The 18,120-nt window shown below is 70.7% G+C and carries 18 protein-coding genes; 12 read left to right on the plus strand and 6 right to left on the minus strand.

Annotation, left to right across the window (positions count from 1 at the left end):
* Position 1: 1 nt before the first annotated feature.
* Entirely contained in the window at positions 2–994 is a 993-nt protein-coding gene (locus ACLIN4_RS14390; RefSeq protein WP_100045089.1) for an SMI1/KNR4 family protein, read from the minus strand.
* A gap of 278 nt (positions 995–1,272) precedes the next feature.
* Between ACLIN4_RS14390 and ACLIN4_RS14395 the strand changes: the two genes are divergently transcribed.
* Both ACLIN4_RS14395 and ACLIN4_RS14400 read left to right on the plus strand, forming a co-directional pair.
* Complete coding sequence (locus tag ACLIN4_RS14395; RefSeq protein ID WP_107479215.1) at positions 1,273–1,800, plus strand: YwqJ-related putative deaminase; 528 nt, start codon at positions 1,273–1,275, stop codon at positions 1,798–1,800.
* 62 nt (positions 1,801–1,862) lie between these two features.
* Positions 1,863–2,357, plus strand: a complete 495-nt coding sequence (locus ACLIN4_RS14400) for an SUKH-3 domain-containing protein (protein ID WP_107479214.1) — start codon at positions 1,863–1,865, stop codon at positions 2,355–2,357.
* Positions 2,358–2,378: 21 nt separating this feature from the next.
* Here ACLIN4_RS14400 and ACLIN4_RS14405 read toward each other — a convergent pair whose 3' ends face one another.
* Entirely contained in the window at positions 2,379–3,701 is a 1,323-nt protein-coding gene (locus ACLIN4_RS14405) for a sensor histidine kinase (RefSeq protein ID WP_289908930.1), read from the minus strand.
* Between the two features lie 447 nt (positions 3,702–4,148).
* On the opposite strand from ACLIN4_RS14405, the gene glmU reads away from it, so the two are divergent.
* From glmU to ACLIN4_RS14430, 5 genes are all read left to right on the plus strand, one after another.
* Complete coding sequence (gene glmU / locus ACLIN4_RS14410) at positions 4,149–5,597, plus strand: bifunctional UDP-N-acetylglucosamine diphosphorylase/glucosamine-1-phosphate N-acetyltransferase GlmU (protein ID WP_411575851.1); 1,449 nt, start codon at positions 4,149–4,151, stop codon at positions 5,595–5,597.
* Between the two features lie 131 nt (positions 5,598–5,728).
* Positions 5,729–6,703 carry a ribose-phosphate diphosphokinase gene (locus ACLIN4_RS14415; protein ID WP_100045084.1) on the plus strand — a complete coding sequence of 325 codons (975 nt, stop codon included), beginning with the start codon at positions 5,729–5,731 and terminating at the stop codon, positions 6,701–6,703.
* A 213-nt stretch (positions 6,704–6,916) separates the two neighbouring features.
* On the plus strand, positions 6,917–7,516 hold the full coding sequence (locus ACLIN4_RS14420; RefSeq protein WP_100045083.1) for a 50S ribosomal protein L25/general stress protein Ctc: 600 nt from the start codon (positions 6,917–6,919) through the stop codon (positions 7,514–7,516).
* A 91-nt stretch (positions 7,517–7,607) separates the two neighbouring features.
* Positions 7,608–8,243 (plus strand): aminoacyl-tRNA hydrolase, encoded by a 636-nt coding sequence (pth, locus tag ACLIN4_RS14425; RefSeq protein ID WP_107479211.1) that lies wholly within the window; start codon positions 7,608–7,610, stop codon positions 8,241–8,243.
* A 42-nt stretch (positions 8,244–8,285) separates the two neighbouring features.
* The gene (locus tag ACLIN4_RS14430; RefSeq protein WP_100045081.1) at positions 8,286–8,804 is read left to right on the plus strand and encodes a hypothetical protein; all 519 of its coding nucleotides are present in this window, start codon (positions 8,286–8,288) and stop codon (positions 8,802–8,804) included.
* 80 nt (positions 8,805–8,884) lie between these two features.
* Here the strand turns inward: ACLIN4_RS14430 and ppc are convergent, their stop codons facing one another.
* Entirely contained in the window at positions 8,885–11,620 is a 2,736-nt protein-coding gene (gene ppc / locus ACLIN4_RS14435; protein ID WP_100045080.1) for a phosphoenolpyruvate carboxylase, read from the minus strand.
* 291 nt (positions 11,621–11,911) lie between these two features.
* Here ppc and ACLIN4_RS14440 point away from each other — a divergent pair, with 291 nt between their 5' ends.
* The 3 genes from ACLIN4_RS14440 to ACLIN4_RS14450 are packed head-to-tail and all read left to right on the plus strand — an operon-like array spanning position 11,912 to position 14,797.
* On the plus strand, positions 11,912–12,925 hold the full coding sequence (locus ACLIN4_RS14440) for an acyl-CoA desaturase (protein WP_289908928.1): 1,014 nt from the start codon (positions 11,912–11,914) through the stop codon (positions 12,923–12,925).
* Positions 12,926–12,932: 7 nt separating this feature from the next.
* Positions 12,933–13,598: a TetR/AcrR family transcriptional regulator gene (locus ACLIN4_RS14445; protein ID WP_100045078.1), complete on the plus strand. Its 666-nt coding sequence runs from the start codon at positions 12,933–12,935 to the stop codon at positions 13,596–13,598.
* Between the two features lie 23 nt (positions 13,599–13,621).
* Positions 13,622–14,797, plus strand: a complete 1,176-nt coding sequence (locus tag ACLIN4_RS14450; protein ID WP_411575852.1) for a CaiB/BaiF CoA transferase family protein — start codon at positions 13,622–13,624, stop codon at positions 14,795–14,797.
* 19 nt (positions 14,798–14,816) lie between these two features.
* Here ACLIN4_RS14450 and ACLIN4_RS14455 read toward each other — a convergent pair whose 3' ends face one another.
* Both ACLIN4_RS14455 and ACLIN4_RS14460 read right to left on the minus strand, forming a co-directional pair.
* Positions 14,817–15,194: a VOC family protein gene (locus ACLIN4_RS14455; RefSeq protein ID WP_107479209.1), complete on the minus strand. Its 378-nt coding sequence runs from the start codon at positions 15,192–15,194 to the stop codon at positions 14,817–14,819.
* Positions 15,191–16,012 (minus strand): trans-aconitate 2-methyltransferase, encoded by an 822-nt coding sequence (locus ACLIN4_RS14460; RefSeq protein WP_289908925.1) that lies wholly within the window; start codon positions 16,010–16,012, stop codon positions 15,191–15,193. The genes ACLIN4_RS14455 and ACLIN4_RS14460 overlap by 4 nt, the downstream gene beginning before the upstream one ends.
* Positions 16,013–16,130: 118 nt before the next feature.
* On the opposite strand from ACLIN4_RS14460, the gene tamR reads away from it, so the two are divergent.
* A complete protein-coding gene (tamR, locus tag ACLIN4_RS14465; protein ID WP_100045074.1) occupies positions 16,131–16,628 on the plus strand; it encodes a MarR family transcriptional regulator TamR in 498 nt (165 codons plus the stop codon).
* Here tamR and ACLIN4_RS14470 read toward each other — a convergent pair.
* The gene (locus ACLIN4_RS14470) at positions 16,587–17,354 is read right to left on the minus strand and encodes a LuxR C-terminal-related transcriptional regulator (RefSeq protein ID WP_411575853.1); all 768 of its coding nucleotides are present in this window, start codon (positions 17,352–17,354) and stop codon (positions 16,587–16,589) included. The two genes, tamR and ACLIN4_RS14470, sit on opposite strands and share 42 nt — an antisense overlap.
* A 308-nt stretch (positions 17,355–17,662) precedes the next feature.
* Here ACLIN4_RS14470 and ACLIN4_RS14475 point away from each other — a divergent pair, with 308 nt between their 5' ends.
* Positions 17,663–18,118: a GNAT family N-acetyltransferase gene (locus ACLIN4_RS14475; RefSeq protein ID WP_411575854.1), complete on the plus strand. Its 456-nt coding sequence runs from the start codon at positions 17,663–17,665 to the stop codon at positions 18,116–18,118.
* The last annotated feature ends 2 nt before the right edge of the window (positions 18,119–18,120 follow it).

The following is an 18,120-nucleotide window of genomic DNA, read 5'->3' on the forward strand; positions in this document are numbered from 1 at the left end:
CTCACTCCCCTACCGACGCCGACGCGGGCACCGCACGCGCGAAACCGCCGTCCACCATCAGGTTCGCCACCGTCTCCAACTCCGGCGGAGAACCCGCCAGCCGCGACAGGAACGCGTCGAAATCCTCACCGCACGGCAGCAGCAACCGCTCCACCCGCTCCGCCGGCGCCAACGACGGGTCCACGTCCCGCACGTCGTCGTACGCGCAGAACCACACCGAACCGATCCGCTCGCCCTTCACCTTCACCGCGAGCAGACCACCCTGCACGAACGCGACGCCCAGGTAGTCCTTCGTCAGATGGTCCCGCAGGCACTTGTTCACATAGACCAGATCGTTGACCGCCGCCTCCTCACGCACCGTGAAGAACGGCTGGTCCACCAGCAGCCCCAGCTCCGCGTCCAGCGCCGTACCCACCGGCGCACAGCCACCCGCCGCCTTCAGGAACGACCGGTAGGCGCCCGGCAGCCGGTACCCGAGATCCTCCTCGACCCCCTGCACCTGCTGCTCCGTCACCGCCACACCCGACTTCGGCAGCCCGAAATGCGCCGGACGCGTCTCCTGCAACGGCCGCGTACCACGCTTGCCCTGGTCCACCGCCGCCGTCGCGATGCCGCCGTGATGCCGCAGCAGCGCCTTCACCTCGACCGGCACCAGTTCCATCCGCCGCGACCCCGCCACGTGATGCCACGTCCAACCGTGCGGCGTCGCCACCGCCGGCACCGTGTCCCACAACTCGTGCCCCGACGCCGACAACGCCGCGTTCGCCGACACGTAATCCGTCAACCGCAACTCGTCGACGCCGAAACCCTCCGGCGGATCAGCGATCTCCGCCACCGCACGGGCGTACGGCGAGAACACGGGGTAACCACCCTCGTCCACCCGTACCCCTCTCGGGTGACGGGCCGCCCGCACCGGATCCGGGAAATGCACGACCTGCCCGGCATAGGCCGCGTTCGGCGGCGCGGCCGCTTGCCCGAGCCGACCTGTCGTCATGGCGGTTGCCCCCTGCGGCGTCTGTCTGATCTGTCTGTCTGCACTGTTCGGTCACCGCATGCGATCGCGGTGCCGACAGCCTATGCGGTACGACGACACCGGTCACCGGCCCCGGACCCCGCACCCGACACACCCCCCTCCGCTTCCGTGACCAGACGTCACCCTGCCGTGACGGAACGCCCATAACCGGGCGTGTCACCACGCCCCAGCTTCCGCAGCAGCCACCCGATTTGGCACTCTGTGACCTCCGGGGGGATGCTCAGGAGGGGACATTGATCATGAGTGCGACACAAGCGGGACCCCACACCAGGCGGTCCGACGACCCCCGCGGCGGCGACCCCCGCATCGGCTGGAGCAGCGCGGACGCCCGCCGAACCCCCACCCTGCTGCACCGCCGCGACGGCATTCTCCCCACCGTCGCCGCCGCCCTCTCCGTCCGCGGCACCACCCTCACCGGCACCGCCACCCGCGCCGACACGCCCCCCGCCCTGCACCACCTCGTACAGGACTTCCTCGACACCCTCACCAGCGGCCAACGCGACCGCTACACCGGCCGCTGCGCCGAAACCATCCTCATCTCGCGCCACCTCGCCACCGCCGACGCCGCCCGCAGCAAACGCGCCTCACGCAAACCCATGACCAACGGCGAAGCCCGCAAAGCGCTCAAACACGCCAAACTCACCACCCGCCGCATCCGCGAGGACGGCGACCCCCTCCACGGCAGCTTCGCCACCCCCTGCCGCGCCTGCACTGCCCTCAGCGCCCACTTCGGCATCCGCATCGTCGACCCCACCACCGACGACTGACCCGCCGGCCCTCCACGCCGACGACCGAGCCGCCAGAGCCGACCGAAACGAACCAAGGGCAGATGCAAGCCGACCGCACCTCCACCACCCGCTTCCCCGTCCCCGTCGACGCCGCCCTCCGCGACGCCGGCTGGCAACCCGGACGCTGGGACATCAAACAGGCCGAGATCTGGGCCGACACCCTGCGCGAGCACACCTCACCCGCAGGACACCGGCACACCGTCTTCCCCGCCGCCGTCGAAGCCTGGGCCGAATTCGGCGGCCTCCACATCACCCCCACCGGCCCCGGCCGCCACATCGCCCCCGCCACGCTCCACCTGGACCCCCTCCACGGCCTCCACATGGCCCGCACCCTCGGCGACCTCGGCCGCGCCCTCGACACCCAGACCTGCCCCCTCGGCACCGAAACCGACAGCCAGTCCCTCCTCGCCATCGACACCGAAGGCCGCGTCTACGCCCTCGACCACACCGGCGACTGGTACCTCGGCCCCGACATCGACCAAGCCCTCGCCACCCTGGTCGCCGGCACCCAGCCCACCCGCCTCACCACAGGCTGACCCCCGCCGACCGCACCCCGGCTACGACGCCGGAATCACCGCCGACACCCGGAAACCCCCCGCGTCCGTCGGCCCCGACACGAACACACCCCCCAGAGCGGCCACCCGCTCCTTCATCCCCACCAACCCGTTACCACCCGACGGCAACCGCGCCCCCGACTCCTCCGACGACACCGCCGGCGGCGGCTCGTTCTCCACCTGCATCGCGATCTCCGACACCCGGTGCGCCAACCGCACGTACGTCTTCGCACCCGCCGCATGCTTGTGCACGTTCGTCAACGCCTCCTGCACCACCCGGAACGCCGTCGACTCCACCACCGCCGCATACGACCGCTCCTCCCCCTCCACCGACAGATCCACGACCATCCCGGCCGCCTCGGACTGCCCGATCAACTCGTCCAGCTCCGACAGACACGGCCCCTCGCCCGACCGCTCACCGTCGTCCGCCGCCCGCGAAGCCGCCACCGCAGCGGCCACCCCCACCGCCGCCAACGGCACCGCCGCCCGCTCCGCCCGCGCACCGTCCCCACCGCTGCGCAGCACCCCGAGCATCTCCCGCAACTCCGTCAGCGCCTGCCGCCCCATGTCCCCCACCAGCGCGGCGTTCTTCACCGCCTTCTCCGGATCCTTCCGCGCCACCGCCTGCAACGCCGCCGCATGGACCACCATCAGACTCACCCGGTGCGCCACCACGTCATGCATCTCCCGCGCGATCCGGGTCCGCTCCTCATTACGCGCCCACTGAGCGCGCTCCTCCGCACGCTCCGCCAGCAACTGGAGCTCCCGCTCCAGGCTGTCCGCCCGCTCCCGCAGACTCTCCATCAACCGCCGCCGCTGCCCCACGTACAGACCCAGCAGCAACGGCGGCGCCGTCGCCCCCAACGACATCGTGATCGACGCGAACGGCAGGAACCACTCCCCGAACTGCAACTCCTTCTGCGACGCGTCCTGCCCCAGCCGCACGAACGTCACGATCAACGTCCCCAGCAACGACATCCCGGCCAACGCACCGATGATCCGCCGCGGCAGCTCCGCAGCCGCCAGCGTGTACAGGCCGACGATGCCCATCAGCATCCCCATCTGCGCCGGCGTGACGGCGATCGCCACCAGCACCACCGCGATCGGATACCTGCGCCGCAGCACCAGCACCGAACCGGCCAACGCCCCGAAGACGACCCCCGCCGCCAACGGGATCCCCGCATCACGCGCGAACGGAACCCCCTCCGCCGCGCACTCCAACGCGGACACAGCCCCGAGGCTCACATCGAGCACCGCACCGCGCCGCCTGCCCCACCACCAAGGCCCACCCCGGGCCGGTGCGTGGTCTTCCCCCGTCGTGGTCATGCCTCCAGCCTACGGGCGCGAGGCGCCCCTTTTCCGGTGACTTTCGACAAACGATAGGACGCGATATCCCTCGAACTGGTGAACCCTTCGCCATTCGACGCCCGGGGTGCGCCAGAACACGGAGGACTCCCCTCGCGGACACCTCGCGATCGAAGTCCCCGAGAGCGCCGACCTGTACCGTCGCGTCGAAGCCTCTTGGTACGGCATAGTGTTGGGTGCCGACTTGGCGACCTGACCGATTGTCCGGTTCAGCCGAGTTCCATCCCCCATGGTGTAATCAGGCAGCACTGAGGGTTTTGGTCCCTTAAGTTCAGGTTCAAATCCTGATGGGGGAGCTCTTGCGCGGGCCTTGACGCTGACGTCAGGGCCCGCACTCATACCCCCCACAAACCACCCCGGTATCCTGCGGATGTCCACCCCCACCCCCTCAAAGCCGAAGGGCATCCCGTGAGCGCCATTCGCCCGGCAGCCGTCGTCGTTCTCGCAGCGGGTGAGGGCACCCGTATGAAGTCGGCCACACCCAAGGTCCTCCACGAGCTGTGCGGCCGTTCCCTCGTCGGGCACGTACTCGCCGCCGCCGGTGAGCTGGACCCCGAGAACCTGGTCGTCGTCGTCGGGCACGCCCGCGAGAAGGTCACCGCGCACCTCGCCGGGGTGGCTCCCGACGTCCGTACCGCCGTCCAGGAGCAGCAGAAGGGCACCGGTCACGCGGTGCGGATGGGGCTGGAGGCGCTGGGCGGTGCCGTGGACGGCACGGTCGTGGTCGTCTGCGGTGACACTCCGCTCCTGACCGGTGAGACGCTTCAGGCCCTCGCGGCGACGCACTCCGCGGACGGGAACGCCGTGACCGTGCTGACGGCGGAGGTGCCGGACGCGACGGGGTACGGGCGGATCGTGCGGGACGGGGCTTCGGGTGCCGTGACGGCGATCGTGGAGCACAAGGACGCGTCGGAGTCGCAGCGGGCGATCCGTGAGATCAACTCGGGTGTGTTCGCGTTCGACGGGCGGCTGCTCGCCGATGCGCTGGGCAAGGTGCGGACGGACAACAGTCAGGGCGAGGAGTACCTGACGGACGTGCTCGGGATTCTGCGCGAGGCCGGTCACCGCGTCGGCGCGTCGGTTGCCGGTGACCACCGGGAGATCGCGGGGATCAACAACCGGGTGCAGCTCGCCGAGGCCCGCCGGATTCTCAACGACCGGCTGCTGACGCGGGCGATGCTGGCCGGCGTGACGGTGGTCGACCCGGCGTCGACGTGGGTGGATGTGACCGTGACGTTCGAGCAGGACGTCGTCGTGCACCCGGGTACGCAGTTGCAGGGCTCCACGCATCTGGCCGAGGGCTGCGAGGTCGGGCCGAACAGCCGGCTCACCGACACGCGCGTGGGCGCGGGCGCCCGCGTCGACAACGCCGTCTCGCTCGGTGCCGACGTCGGCCCCGAGGCGTCCGTGGGCCCGTTCGCGTACCTGCGTCCCGGTACGCGTCTCGGCCTGAAGTCGAAGGTCGGTACGTACGTGGAGACGAAGAACGCGTCGATCGGGGAGGGCACGAAGGTCCCGCACCTCTCCTACGTGGGTGACGCGACGATCGGTGAGTACACCAACATCGGTGCGGCGAGCGTGTTCGTGAACTACGACGGGCAGGACAAGCACCACACGACCGTCGGCTCTCATTGCCGTACGGGTTCGGACAACATGTTTGTGGCTCCTGTCACTGTCGGGGACGGTGCTTACACCGCCGCCGGCTCGGTGATCACGAAGGATGTGCCGCCCGGTTCGCTGGCCGTGGCCCGTGGCCAGCAGCGGAATATCGAGGGTTGGGTGGCTCGTAAGCGTCCGGGGAGCGCGGCGGCGAAGGCGGCCGAGGCGGTGACTCCGGAGGCCGGTGGCGAAGGCTGACCGGAAACCGGTGCGTCGAACTGGGCGTACCGTGATAAGTGCACATCCGCACCCCACCAGCTGAGACGCCCCCGCGGCCAGCGGGACAGCGCGCGTGACGCTCAGCTGCGAACCTCTGAGGAGAAAGTGCTGTGACCGGGATCAAGACGACCGGCCAGAAGAAGTTGATGTTCTTCTCCGGCCGCGCCCACCCCGAGCTTGCCGAGGAGGTCGCCCAGCAGTTGGGTGTCGGGGTCGTCCCGACGAAGGCCTTCGACTTCGCCAATGGCGAGATCTACGTGCGGTATCAGGAGTCGGCGCGAGGTGCGGACTGTTTCCTGATCCAGAGCCACACCGCTCCGATCAACAAGTGGGTCATGGAGCAGTTGATCATGATCGACGCGTTGAAGCGTGCGTCGGCTCGCTCCATCACCGTCATCGTGCCGTTCTACGGTTACGCGCGGCAGGACAAGAAGCACCGGGGACGTGAACCGATCTCGGCGCGTCTGATCGCGGATCTGATGAAGACCGCGGGTGCCGACCGGATCCTGGCGGTGGATCTGCACACGGATCAGATCCAGGGCTTCTTCGACGGGCCGGTGGACCACCTGTTCGCGCTGCCGCTGCTGGCGGACTACGTGGGTGCGAAGGTGGACCGTTCGAAGCTGACGGTGGTGTCTCCGGACGCGGGCCGGGTGCGGGTGGCGGACCGTTGGTGCGACCGTCTGGGCGCGCCACTGGCGATCGTGCACAAGCGCCGGGACAAGGACGTGGCGAACCAGGTCACGGTGCACGAGGTCGTGGGTGACGTGAAGGGCCGCATCTGCGTCCTCGTCGACGACATGATCGACACGGGCGGCACGATCTGCGCCGCGGCGGACGCGCTGTTCGCGCACGGTGCGGAGGACGTCATCGTGACGGCGACGCACGGTGTGCTGTCGGGTCCGGCGGCGGACCGGTTGAAGAACTCGAAGGTGAGCGAGTTCGTGTTCACGAACACGCTGCCGACGCCGAACGAGTTGGAGCTGGACAAGATCACGGTGCTGTCGATCGCGCCGACGATCGCGCGTGCGGTGCGTGAGGTGTTCGAGGACGGTTCGGTGACGAGCCTGTTCGACGAGCAGTGAGCATCTTGCAGTAACCGTTCTGCAGGGTGTGGTCCCTGATCGTTTTGGGTGCGGCCTCCCTCTCCGAGTAGACTGCTGAAGTTGCTCGGCGAGGGAGGCCGTACTCGTCTTTTCCAAGGCGTGTGTACGGCGGTCCGTTATCGACGCGCTCTTCGTAGCAGGCCGTTCGTGGCCGGGTGACCACGTCCGTTTCTCTCTCTACGAGGAGTGATCATGTCCGAGGTGAAGATCGCCGCCGCGACGCGCACCGAGTTCGGCAAGGGTGCCGCCCGCCGCATCCGCCGTGACGACAAGGTTCCCGGTGTTCTGTACGGCCACGGTTCCGACCCGCTGCACCTGACCCTTCCGGGCCACGACCTGCTGCTGGCGCTGCGTACGCCGAACGTCCTGATCGCGCTGGACATCGACGGTGGCAAGACCAACGAGCTGGCGATCCCGAAGTCGGTGCAGCGTGACCCGATCAAGGGCTTCCTGGAGCACGTCGACCTTCAGCTGGTGAAGCGCGGCGAGACCGTGACCGTCGAGATTCCGGTGCAGGCCGAGGGCGAGCTGGCCCCGGGCGGTTACCTGCTGGAGTACGTCCTGGACGCGCTGCCGGTCGAGGCCGAGGCCACGCACATCCCGGAGCAGGTCACCGTGTCCGTCGCGGGTCTGGAGGCCGGTGCCTCGATCCACGCCAAGGACATCAAGCTGCCGTCCGGTGTGAAGCTGGCCGTCGAGGACGACACCGTGGTGCTGCAGGTCCTGGCCGCGCAGGCCGAGGAGCCCGCGGCCGAGGGCGCGGGTGAGGGCGAAGAGGCCGCCGAGGCCTGATCCTCTCCCTTACGGTCAATCGTGTGGTCGGCCGCTGTTCCCGTGCGGGGGCAGCGGCCGACGCGTATGTGTGGACGGTCATGAGGGACTCATGGCGGACGGTCTTGAAGGACGCGAAGGAGACAGGGACGTGACGACGGACGCGGGTGCGCCCTGGCTGGTGGCCGGTCTCGGTAATCCGGGCCCCGAGTACGCCGCGAACCGGCACAACGTCGGTTTCATGGTGGCGGATCTGCTGGCGGAGCGGATGGGGGCGCGGTTCAAGCGGCACGGCAAGACGCAGGCGCAGGTGGTGGAGGGGCGGATCGGGCCGCCCGGGCCGGCGAATCGGCGGGTGATCCTGGCCAAGCCGATGTCGTACATGAACGTGTCGGGCGGTCCGGTGACGGTGCTGCGTGAGTTCTACAAGGTGCCCGTGGCCAACATCGTGGCGGTGCACGACGAGTTGGACATCGACTACGGGGTGCTGCGGCTGAAGCTGGGCGGCGGGGACAACGGGCACAACGGGCTGAAGTCGATCACGAGGTCGCTGGGTTCCGACTATCACCGGGTGCGGTTCGGGATCGGGCGTCCGCCGGGGCGGATGCCGGTGGCGGACTTCGTGCTGAAGGACTTCTCGTCGGCGGAGCGCAAGGAGCTGGACTACTTCGTGGACCGGGCGGCGGACGCGGTGGAGGCGTTGGTGATCGAGGGGTTGGAGCGGGCGCAGAGTACGTACAACTCCTGACTTGTCCGTCCGGTGAGTTGACCGGCCGCACAGGCATGGCCAATGATCCCGGCCATGCCTGCCTCAGCCGTCGCCGCTTCCGCTGCTCGTCCCCGCCGGCTCTCGCGTGCCGTCCTGGGGTTCGGCCGGGTCGCGTTGATGGGCACGGTGGCGGTGCTGCTGCTGATCGCCGGGGTGTGGGCGTCGTGGGGCACGGCGCAGCACGTGATGCTGACGAAGGGGCGTGAGCAGGGGACCGTCGAGGTGTCCCGGTGCGGCGGGGGTGTGTGCAGCGGGCCGTATTCGCCGGTGTCGGCGGGGTCGCAGGCGCGGGAGCGGGTCGTCATCGAGGACTCGGTCGCCGTGGCGAAGGGGCGGACGTACTCGGTGGTGGTGAAGCCCGGCGGCGACGACGTGGTGCGTTCGGGTCCGGCCGGGGTGCTGTACGCGTGGGTGCCGTTGGGCGGGGCTTTGCTGCTGGCGTCCGTGGTGGTCGCCGGGGGGTTGCGGCGGACTCGGGTGGCGTGGGGGATGGCGGGTGCGGGCGTGGCGCTGCTGACGGCGGCGTTCCTCGTGGTGTGAGTGTCGCCGTGTGTACGACGTGACGGTGCCCCGGGCTGTGGTGAGCCCGGAGCACCGTCGTTGTGCGGTTGTGGGGGTCGTCAGCCGGTGTTGCGCAGGCCCGCGGCGACGCCGTTGACCGTGAGGAGCAGGGCGCGGGCGAGGAGCGGGTCGGGTTCCTCGCCCGCGGCGGCGGCCTCGCGCTGGCGGCCGAGGAGGGCGACCTGGAGGTAGGAGATGGGGTCCAGGTAGGCGTCGCGGATGGTGAAGGTCTGCTTGAGGACGGGGTCGGCGTCCAGCAGTTCGTTCTCTCCGGTGACGCGCAGGACCTCGGCGACGGTGAGCTCGTGTTCGGCCTTGATGGCGTCGAAGACGTGCTTGAGCTCGTCCGGGACGAGGGTGTCGACGTAGTGCTGGGCGATGCGCAGGTCGGTCTTGGCGAGGGTCATCTCGACGTTGGAGATGAAGTTGCGGAAGAAGTGCCACTGCTGGTGCATCTCGTCGAGGACGGTGTCCAGCCCGGCCTCGCGCAGTGCCTTCAGGCCGGATCCGACGCCGTACCAGCCGGGGACGATCTGCCGGGACTGGGTCCAGCCGAACACCCACGGGATGGCCCGCAGTCCGTCGAGCGAGACGCCCGAGCCGGGACGGCGGGAGGGCCGCGAGCCCAGGTGCAGGTCGGCGAGCTGGTCGACCGGCGTGGAGGCCAGGAAGTACGTCGGCAGGTCGGGGTCCTCGACCAGCTTGCGGTAGGCCGTGTGGGCGGCGTCGGAGACGACGTCCATGGCGGCGTCCCAGCGGGCGAGGGCCTCGTCGGACTGGCGGGGTGCGGTGTGCAGGGCGGAGGCCTGGAGGGTGGCGGCGACGGTCAGTTCCAGGTTCTCCCGCGCGAGGCTCGGGATGAGGTACTTGTCGGAGATGACCTCGCCCTGTTCGGTGACCTTGATCTCGCCTTCGAGGGTGCCCCAGGGCTGGGCGAGGATCGCGTCGTGGGTGGGGCCGCCGCCGCGGCCGACGGTGCCGCCGCGGCCGTGGAAGAGGCGCAGGCGTACGCCGTAGCGGTGGGCGACGTCGCGCAGGCGGCGCTGGGCGCGGTGGATCTCCCACTGGCTGGTGGTGATGCCGCCGAACTTGGAGGAGTCGGAGTAGCCGAGCATGACCTCCTGGACGTCGCCGCGCAGGGCGACCAGGCGCCGGTAGGAGGGGTCGGCGAGGAGGTCCTCGAGGATGGTGTCGGCGGCCTTGAGCTCGTCGGTGGTCTCCAGGAGCGGCACGATGCCGATCTTGGCCCAGCCGGCGTGCAGGTCGATGAGACCGGCCTCGCGGGCGAGGACGGCGGCGGCGAAGACGTCGTCGGCGCCCTGGCACATGGAGATGATGTAGGACTCGATGACCTCGGGGCCGAAGACCTCCAGGGCGCGCTTGACGGTCTGGAAGACGCCGAGGGTCTTCTCGCCGGCCGCGTCGACGGGGGCGGGGGTGGGGGCCAGCGGACGCCGGGACCTGAGTTCCTTGGCGAGGAGCTTGGTCCGGTACTCGCGGGGCATGTCGGCGTAGCGCCAGGATTCCTCGCCGAGCCGGTCGAAGAGCTGGCCGAGGGCGTGGTGGTGGGCGTCGGCGTGTTCGCGGACGTCCATGGTGGCGAGCTGGAGGCCGAAGGCGGCCAGGGTGCGGATGGTGCGGGCGAGGCGGCCGTCGGCGAAGAGGCCGCCGCGGTGCTCCCTGAGGGAGGTCTGGATGATGCGCAGGTCGGCGAGGAGTTCGGCGGTGCCGAGGTAGTCGTGGCCGTCCTCGTGAGGGGTGCCCTTGGCGAGGCGCTGCTTGGTGTTCTCGAGCTTCTGCCGGATGCAGGTGGCCTTGAGCCGGTAGGGCTCCTCGGCGTTGAGGCGCTTGTAGCGGGGGCTGATCTCCGGGAGCCGCTCCAGGTCGGTCTGGAGGGAGGTGAGGAGTTCTTCGGTGGCGCCCGCGTAGCGGATCGAGTTGGAGAGGAAGCCGCGCAGTTCGTCGATCATCTCCAGGGCGTCGTTGATGCCGTGTTCGTGCTGGAGGATGAGGACGTCCCAGGTCACCTGGGGGGTGACGTTGGGGTTGCCGTCGCGGTCGCCGCCGATCCAGGTGCCGAAGGTGAGGGGGCGGGTGTCGTCGGGGAGCTTGACGCCGGCGCGTTCCAGTTCGGCGGTCAGGTCCTCCAGGACGTCGCCGACGGCGCCGAGGTGCAGTTCGTCCAGGTAGTAGATGGCGTTGCGGGCCTCGTCGGCGGGCTCGGGGCGGACGACGCGCAGTTCGTCCGTCTGCCACACCAGGTCGATGTTCTCGGCGAGGCGGGTGTCGAGGCGGCGGCGGTCGGACTCGTTGACCGGGGTGTCGAGGAGGGCGGCGATGCGGCGCAGCTTGTTGAGGACGGAGCGGCGGGCGGCCTCGGTGGGGTGCGCGGTGAAGACGGGGCGCACGTTGAGGTTGCGGACCGTCTCGCGCAGGTGCTCGGGGTCGGCGTCCTTGAGGCGGTCGGCCGTCCGGGCGAGCAGTCCGCCTTCGGCTGCGCGCTTGGCGCCGAGTTCGCGGCCGCGGTGGACCTGCTCGGTGACGTTGGCCAGGTGGAAGTAGGTGGAGAAGGCGCGCACCAGCTTGGCGGCGGTCTCCAGTTCGGTGCCGCGCAGCAACTCGGCGGCGGCCTCGCCGTCCTCTCGGGTGAGTCGGCGGACCTTCTCGACGAGTTCCAGCAGCTCGGGGCCTTCCTGCCGTACGAGGGTCTCTCCGAGGAGGTCACCCAGCCGGCGGATGTCGGCACGCAGCTCGCTGCTGGTCGTCGTGGTGGTCTGGTCGTCGGCACTGCTCACAGGTGCGGCTCCTTGCAGTGTTGAAGCTCGTCTGGGAGGGCACCCGGACGGCGTCTCGCGCGGCGGGCGCCGCTTACGGAGCCGGACGTCCGGGAAGTATTCCGAGCGGACCGCGCTGTCCGACCGACTCCCAGGATAGGTGTCGGGCAGGACGCGCAGGCTGTCGGGCTCTTGCCGCGGGACGACGCACTGCCATACTTACGTCGCCGTAGGTTACGGAACCGTAGGAAAGTGTGAACGGTTCCCGCGGCCCGGCACCGGACACAATCCTCGACCCCACAGGGGACGCGCATGACCACGAGTTCCGATGTGATCGCCGACTCTCCGAAACCCCCCGACGACGGCGATGCCGCCGCCTCCGCGACGCTGGGGGGTGAGCAGAAGCGGTCCATCGAGCAGATCACGCTGCTGTTGTTCATCACCGTTCCCTTCCTGGCGCTGGTGGCGGCGGTGCCGCTGGCGTGGGGGTGGGGCGTGAGCTGGCTGGATCTGGGCCTGCTGGTGTTCTTCTACTTCCTGGGGTGCCACGGCATCACCATCGGTTTCCACCGGCACTTCACCCATGGTTCCTTCAAGGCGAAACGTCCGCTGAAGATCGCGCTGGCGATCGCGGGCTCGATGGCGGTGGAGGGGCCGCTGGTGCGCTGGGTGGCGGACCACCGCAAGCACCACCGGTTCTCCGACGACGAGGGTGACCCGCACTCGCCGTGGCGGTACGGCGAGACGGTGCCGGCTCTGATCAAGGGTCTGTGGTGGGCCCACATCGCCTGGATGTTCGACGAGGAGCAGACGCCGCAGGACAAGTACGCACCGGACCTGATCAAGGACCCGGCGCTGCGTGCGATCTCCCGCCAGTTCGTCCTGTGGACGGCGGTGTCCCTGGCCCTGCCGGCCCTGATCGGCGGGCTGGTCACGATGTCCTGGTGGGGCGCGTTCACCGGCTTCTTCTGGGGTTCACTCGTCCGGGTGGCTCTGCTGCACCACGTGACGTGGTCGATCAACTCGATCTGCCACGCGGTCGGCAAGCGCCCGTTCAAGTCGCGGGACCGTTCGGGCAACGTGTGGTGGCTGGCGATCCTGTCGTGCGGTGAGTCGTGGCACAACCTGCACCACGCCGACCCGACGTCGGCGCGGCACGGTGTGATGCGCGGCCAGCTGGACTCCTCCGCCCGGCTGATCCGCTGGTTCGAGCAGTTCGGGTGGGCGTACGACGTGCGGTGGCCGTCACGCTCGCGTATCGATTCCCGCCGCAACACGGACCAAGGTTCCTCCCGGCGCCGGAAGGAAACCGTCGAGGCGGCATGATGGTCGCGTGGCGACCGACTCCAGCAGCACCCCGAGCAATGAGAAGCCCCGGCGCGCACGCCGCACCCGGATGACCGGTGCCGAGCGCCGCCAACAGCTGCTGGAGATCGGTCGCACGCTCTTCGCGGCGAAAGGTTTCGAGGGCACGTCGGTGGAGGAGATCGCGGCGAAGGCCGGGGTGTCCAAGCCGGTGGTGTACGAGCACTTCGGCGGCAAGGAGGGGCTGTACGCGGTGGTGGTGGACCGCGAGATGCGGCGGCTGCTGGACATGGTGACCAGTTCCCTGACCGCCGGCCACCCCCGCGAACTGTGCGAGCAGGCCGCGTTCGCGCTCCTGGACTACATCGAGGAGTACACGGACGGCTTCCGCATCCTGGTCCGCGACTCCCCGATCCCGCAGTCGACGGGTTCCTTCGCCTCCCTCATCTCGGACATCGCCACCCAGGTGGAGGACATCCTGGGCCGCGAGTTCAAGAGCCGCGGTTTCGACGCGAAGCTCGCCCCGCTGTACGCGCAGGCGCTGGTCGGCATGGTGGCGCTGACGGGGCAGTGGTGGCTGGACGTGCGCAAGCCGAAGAAGGCGGAGGTGGCGGCGCACCTGGTGAACCTGGCCTGGCACGGGCTCGACGGCCTGGAGCCGAAGCCGCGCCTGATAGGGCACCGCAAGAGCTAGCGCCGTACCGGGAGTCGCTTCGTATGCAGCCGCTGCGCGGAATCACCGTCGTCTCGCTCGAACAGGCGGTCGCCGCTCCCTACGCGAGCCGTCAGCTCGCCGATCTCGGTGCGCGGGTGATCAAGGTGGAGCGTCCGGGGACGGGTGACTTCGCCCGCGCCTACGACACCCGGGCGCGCGGCTTGAGCTCGCACTTCGTGTGGGTGAACCGCAACAAGGAATCACTCACCCTGGACATCAAGGACCCGCGCGGCATGGACGTGCTGCGCCGCCTGATCGCGGGTGCCGACGTGTTCCTGCAGAACCTGGCGCCCGGCGCGGCGGCCCGCGCGGGGCTCGGCGCGGACGAGCTGCGGGAGCGGCACCCGGCGCTGATCGTGTGCGACATCTCCGGTTACGGCTCCCCCGGCCCCTACGAGGGCCGCAAGGCGTACGACCTGATGGTGCAGTCCGAGGCGGGGCTGCTGTCGGTGACGGGCACGCCCGAGGAGATGGCGAAGGTGGGCGTCTCGGTGTCGGACATCGCCGCCGGGATGTACGCGTACAGCTCGGTCCTGGCCGCGCTGCTGGAGCGCGGCCGCACGGGGCGGGGCACGCATCTGGACGTGTCGATGCTGGAGGCCACCGTGGAGTGGATGGGCTTCCCGCTGTACTACGCCCTGGACGGCGCCGAGCCGCCGCCCCGGGCCGGGGCCGCGCACGCGACGATCCACCCGTACGGCCCCTACACGGCGGGGGACGGCAGCGTCGTCATGATGGCGATCCAGAACGAACGGGAGTGGCAGGCCTTCTGCGCGCGCTTCCTGAACCGCCCCGACCTGGCCGGACACCCCCACTACGCCACCAACGCGGACCGCAACGCGCACCGGGAGGAGCTGGGCGCGCTGATCGCGGCCCGGTTCGCGGAGCTGACCGGTGCCGAGGCGCTGGAGCTGCTCGGTGCGGTGCCGGTGGCCAACGCGCGGGTGAGCACGCTCGCCGAGGTGTGGGAGCACCCGCAGCTGGCGGCGCGGGGGCGCCGGTACGAGGTGCCCACGCCGGCCGGTCCGGTGCCGGCGTTCGCGCCGCCGGGCCCGACGGGTGCGGCGCCCCGCATGGAGGCGGTCCCGGCGCTGGGCGAGCACACCCGCGCGATCCTCGGCGAGCTGGGCCTGTCCGGGGACGAGATCGACGTGCTGGTCGCGGAGGGGGTGGCGTGAGTGCGCCCGCCCGCCGGGGTCAGGGCCGCTCGCGTCCGTCCGGTTCCAGGAACTCCAGGCGGTTTCCGACCGGGTCCGCGCAGTAGAAGCGGCGGTGGCCGGGCAGTTCGTCGTCCCAGGTCACGGGCGTGCCCCGGGCCTCCAGCCGGGCGGCGTACGCCTCGATCCCGGTGACCCGCAGCCCGGGGTGGGCCTTGCGGGCCGGCCGGAAGCCGGTCGTCTCGATGCCCAGGTGGAGCTGGACGGTCCCCGTCCCGAACCAGCAGCCGCCGCGGGCCGCGAGCGCGGGCGGCTTGGGGATCTCGGTCAGGCCGAGGACGCCGGCGTAGAAGGCGCGCAGCGCCCCCTCCGTCCCGGGCGGGGCGGCGAGCTGCACGTGGTCGACGGCGGTGATCACCGGTCGGCCGCCTTCCGGGCGACGGCGAAGATCCGCCGGAAGGGGAAGGGGGTGCCGTGCGGTCCGGCCGGGTAGGCGGCGCGCAGGACGGTGCGGTACTCCTCGACGAACGCGTCGCGGGCCTCGGGGTCGTCGTCGAGGGCGGTGAGCACGGGCCGCAGTCCGGTGCCCTTCACCCAGTCCAGTACGGCGTCCTCGCCGGGCAGCAGGTGGACGTACGTCGTCTCCCAGACGTCGGCGGTGCAGCCGGCGGCGGTGAGGTGGGCGAGGTAGGCCTCGGGGGTGAGGACGGCGTCGTCGTGGCGCAGGACGCCGGCGAGGCGTCCTCGCCAGCGCGGGGAGTCGGCGAGTTCGCGCATCAGGCGGTGGCTGGGGGCGGCGAAGTTGCCGGGGACCTGGAAGGCGAGGGTGCCGCCGGGGGCGAGGCCCGCGATCCAGTCGGGGAAGCGTGCGACGTGGTCGGGGACCCACTGGAGGGTGGCGTTGCTGATGACGAGGTCGTGGGGTTCGGCGGGGCTCCAGGTGCGGGCGTCGGCGGGGGCGAAGTCGACGTGGCCGCCGCCGGGGGTGGGGCCGGCGTGCCGGCCGGCCCGTTCGAGCATGTGGGGTGAGTTGTCGTAGCCGGTGATGCGGGCGGTGGGCCAGCGGTCGGCGAGGAGGGCGGTGACGTTGCCGGGGCCGCAGCCGAGGTCGGCGATGCGGGGTGCGGGTGCGGGGAGGTCGGGTACGCGGGCGAGGAGGTCGGTGAAGGGGCGGGTGCGGGGGCCTGCGTGACGCAGGTACTGGGCGGGGTCCCAGGTGGGGGCGGTGGCGGGCATGGGGCCTCCAGGGGCTGGCTGTCCGGGCCGGGTACCCAGCGTCACCCGCCACTATCTCGACGTCAAGACAGTCGACATCAAGAGACTTCACGTCGACACAACCACTACACTGATCGTCATGGAGGACGAGGTCGATCGGCTGGTCGCAGCGTGGCGCCGGGAGCGCCCGGACCTCGACGTGGAACCGCTCGAGGTGCTGAGCCGGGTCAGCAGGCTCGCCCGGCACCTGGACCGCGCACGCCGTCTCGCCTTCTCCGAACACAACCTGGAGCCCTGGGAGTTCGACGTCCTGACGGCGCTGCGCCGCGCGGGCACCCCGTACCAGCTCTCGCCCGGACAGCTCCTGACCCAGACCCTGGTCACCTCCGGCACGATGACCAACCGCATCGACCGGCTCGCGAAGAAGGGCCTGGTGGAACGCCTGCCCGACCCCAGCGACCGGCGGGGCGTGCTGGTCCGGCTCACGGACGAGGGCCGGGACCGCGCCGACCGGTCACTGGCGGGCCTCCTCGCGCAGGAGCGCGCGATCCTGGCCGAGCTCTCCCGCGCCCAGCGCAGCGAGCTGGCCGCCCTGCTACGCCAGCTGACCGCCCCGTTCGACAACATCCCCGGCTAGGTCCGCCGGGCCCACCCCCGCCCGCCTGGCCAGTGCCACGGCCGCGAGGGTGGAGTGGACGCCCAGCTTGCCCAGCACGTTCTGCATGTGCGTCCGCACGGTGTGCGGGGACAGGTACAGCCGCTCGGCGACGGCCTTGCGCCCGAGCCCGGCGACCATGCAGCGCAGTACCTCCCGCTCCCGCGGGGTCAGCGACTCCACCAGCCGCTCGCTCTCGCTGCGGTGCTTGCGGGCGGCGGTCAGCTCGCGCAGGACGCCGGTCAGCAGGGCGGGCGGCAGATGCGTCTCGTCCCGCAGCACACCCCGGATCACACTGAGCAGCCGCGACAGCGAGCAGTCCTTCGCCACCCAGCCCGAGGCCCCGGCCCCCAGCGCGAGGGCCGCCCGCCGGGGATCGTCCTTCTCTGCGAGGACGACGATCCGCACCCCCGGCTGCGCCGTGCGCACCCCGGTGACCAGGGAGATCCCGTCCACCAGCCCGTCCTCGTCGCCCTCCCGCACCGGGACGGCGGGCCGCGCGCCGGGCACACGCCCTCCCAGGTCGGCGTCGACCAGCAGCACGTCGTACCGCCCCCCCTCGGCAGCGGCCCGCTCCAGGCAGCGCAGTGCGGCCGGGCCGCTGCCGGCCGCGGAGACCTCCACGTCGGGCTCGGCCGCCAGGGCGGCGGCGAGCGACTCGGCGAAGATGCGATGGTCGTCGACGACCAGGACTCGGATACGCACCACGGAACGAAACCCCCTCCCCCAAGCTCCCGAAGGAGCAGGGGTACCCATCGGCTGTCCGTCCTCGGAAGACGACACCGGCACGGGTACGACGCCCGAAGCCCCGTATCCACCTGTGCACTCGGTACTCCGGGACGGGTCGCCGCAGCCGCACGGCCGCCGCCGTGCAGTACCGCCACCCCCGCCCCGGGCGCCGTACCCGGCTGTCTCGCCCCCTGAACGGCACCGGCCCCCACCGGTGCTGTTCATCAGAGTACGGGCGGGCGCCGGGAGCGGAAGGCTATTTGCAGAACTGACAGCCCTGCGCGTTTATGGTGTGCCGCATGTTTCGTCTCGTGACAGAAGTGGACAGGACACGGCGCGATCTGCTGCGCACCCGCCTCCGGGAGACGAACACGACGGCCTCCTCCGTCCTGCGCTCGCTGCGCGACACCCCTCACGAACGCGAATTCCCGCTGCACGTCTGGGTCCTCGACGAGAGGGGCGCCTTGGCGGGCGGCCTCGTCGGCCACACCTGGGCGACCTGGCTGCACGTGACGTACCTGTGGGTGGACGACCGTTACCGGGGCACCGGCCTGGGCTCCGCGCTCCTGGCCGAGGCGGAACGAACGGCCCGCGACGAACGGGCGTGCGCCGCGGCCCGCGTGGAGACGTGGGACTTCCAGGCACCGGACTTCTACCGGCGGCGGGGGTACGAGGTGGTGTGCGTGATCCCGGACTATCCGCCCGGGGTCACGGAGTACACGCTGGTGAAGCGGTTGGCGTAGCC

It is taken from the genome of Streptomyces mutabilis, assembly GCF_046628145.1.
In the GTDB taxonomy this organism is placed as follows: domain Bacteria; phylum Actinomycetota; class Actinomycetes; order Streptomycetales; family Streptomycetaceae; genus Streptomyces; species Streptomyces mutabilis.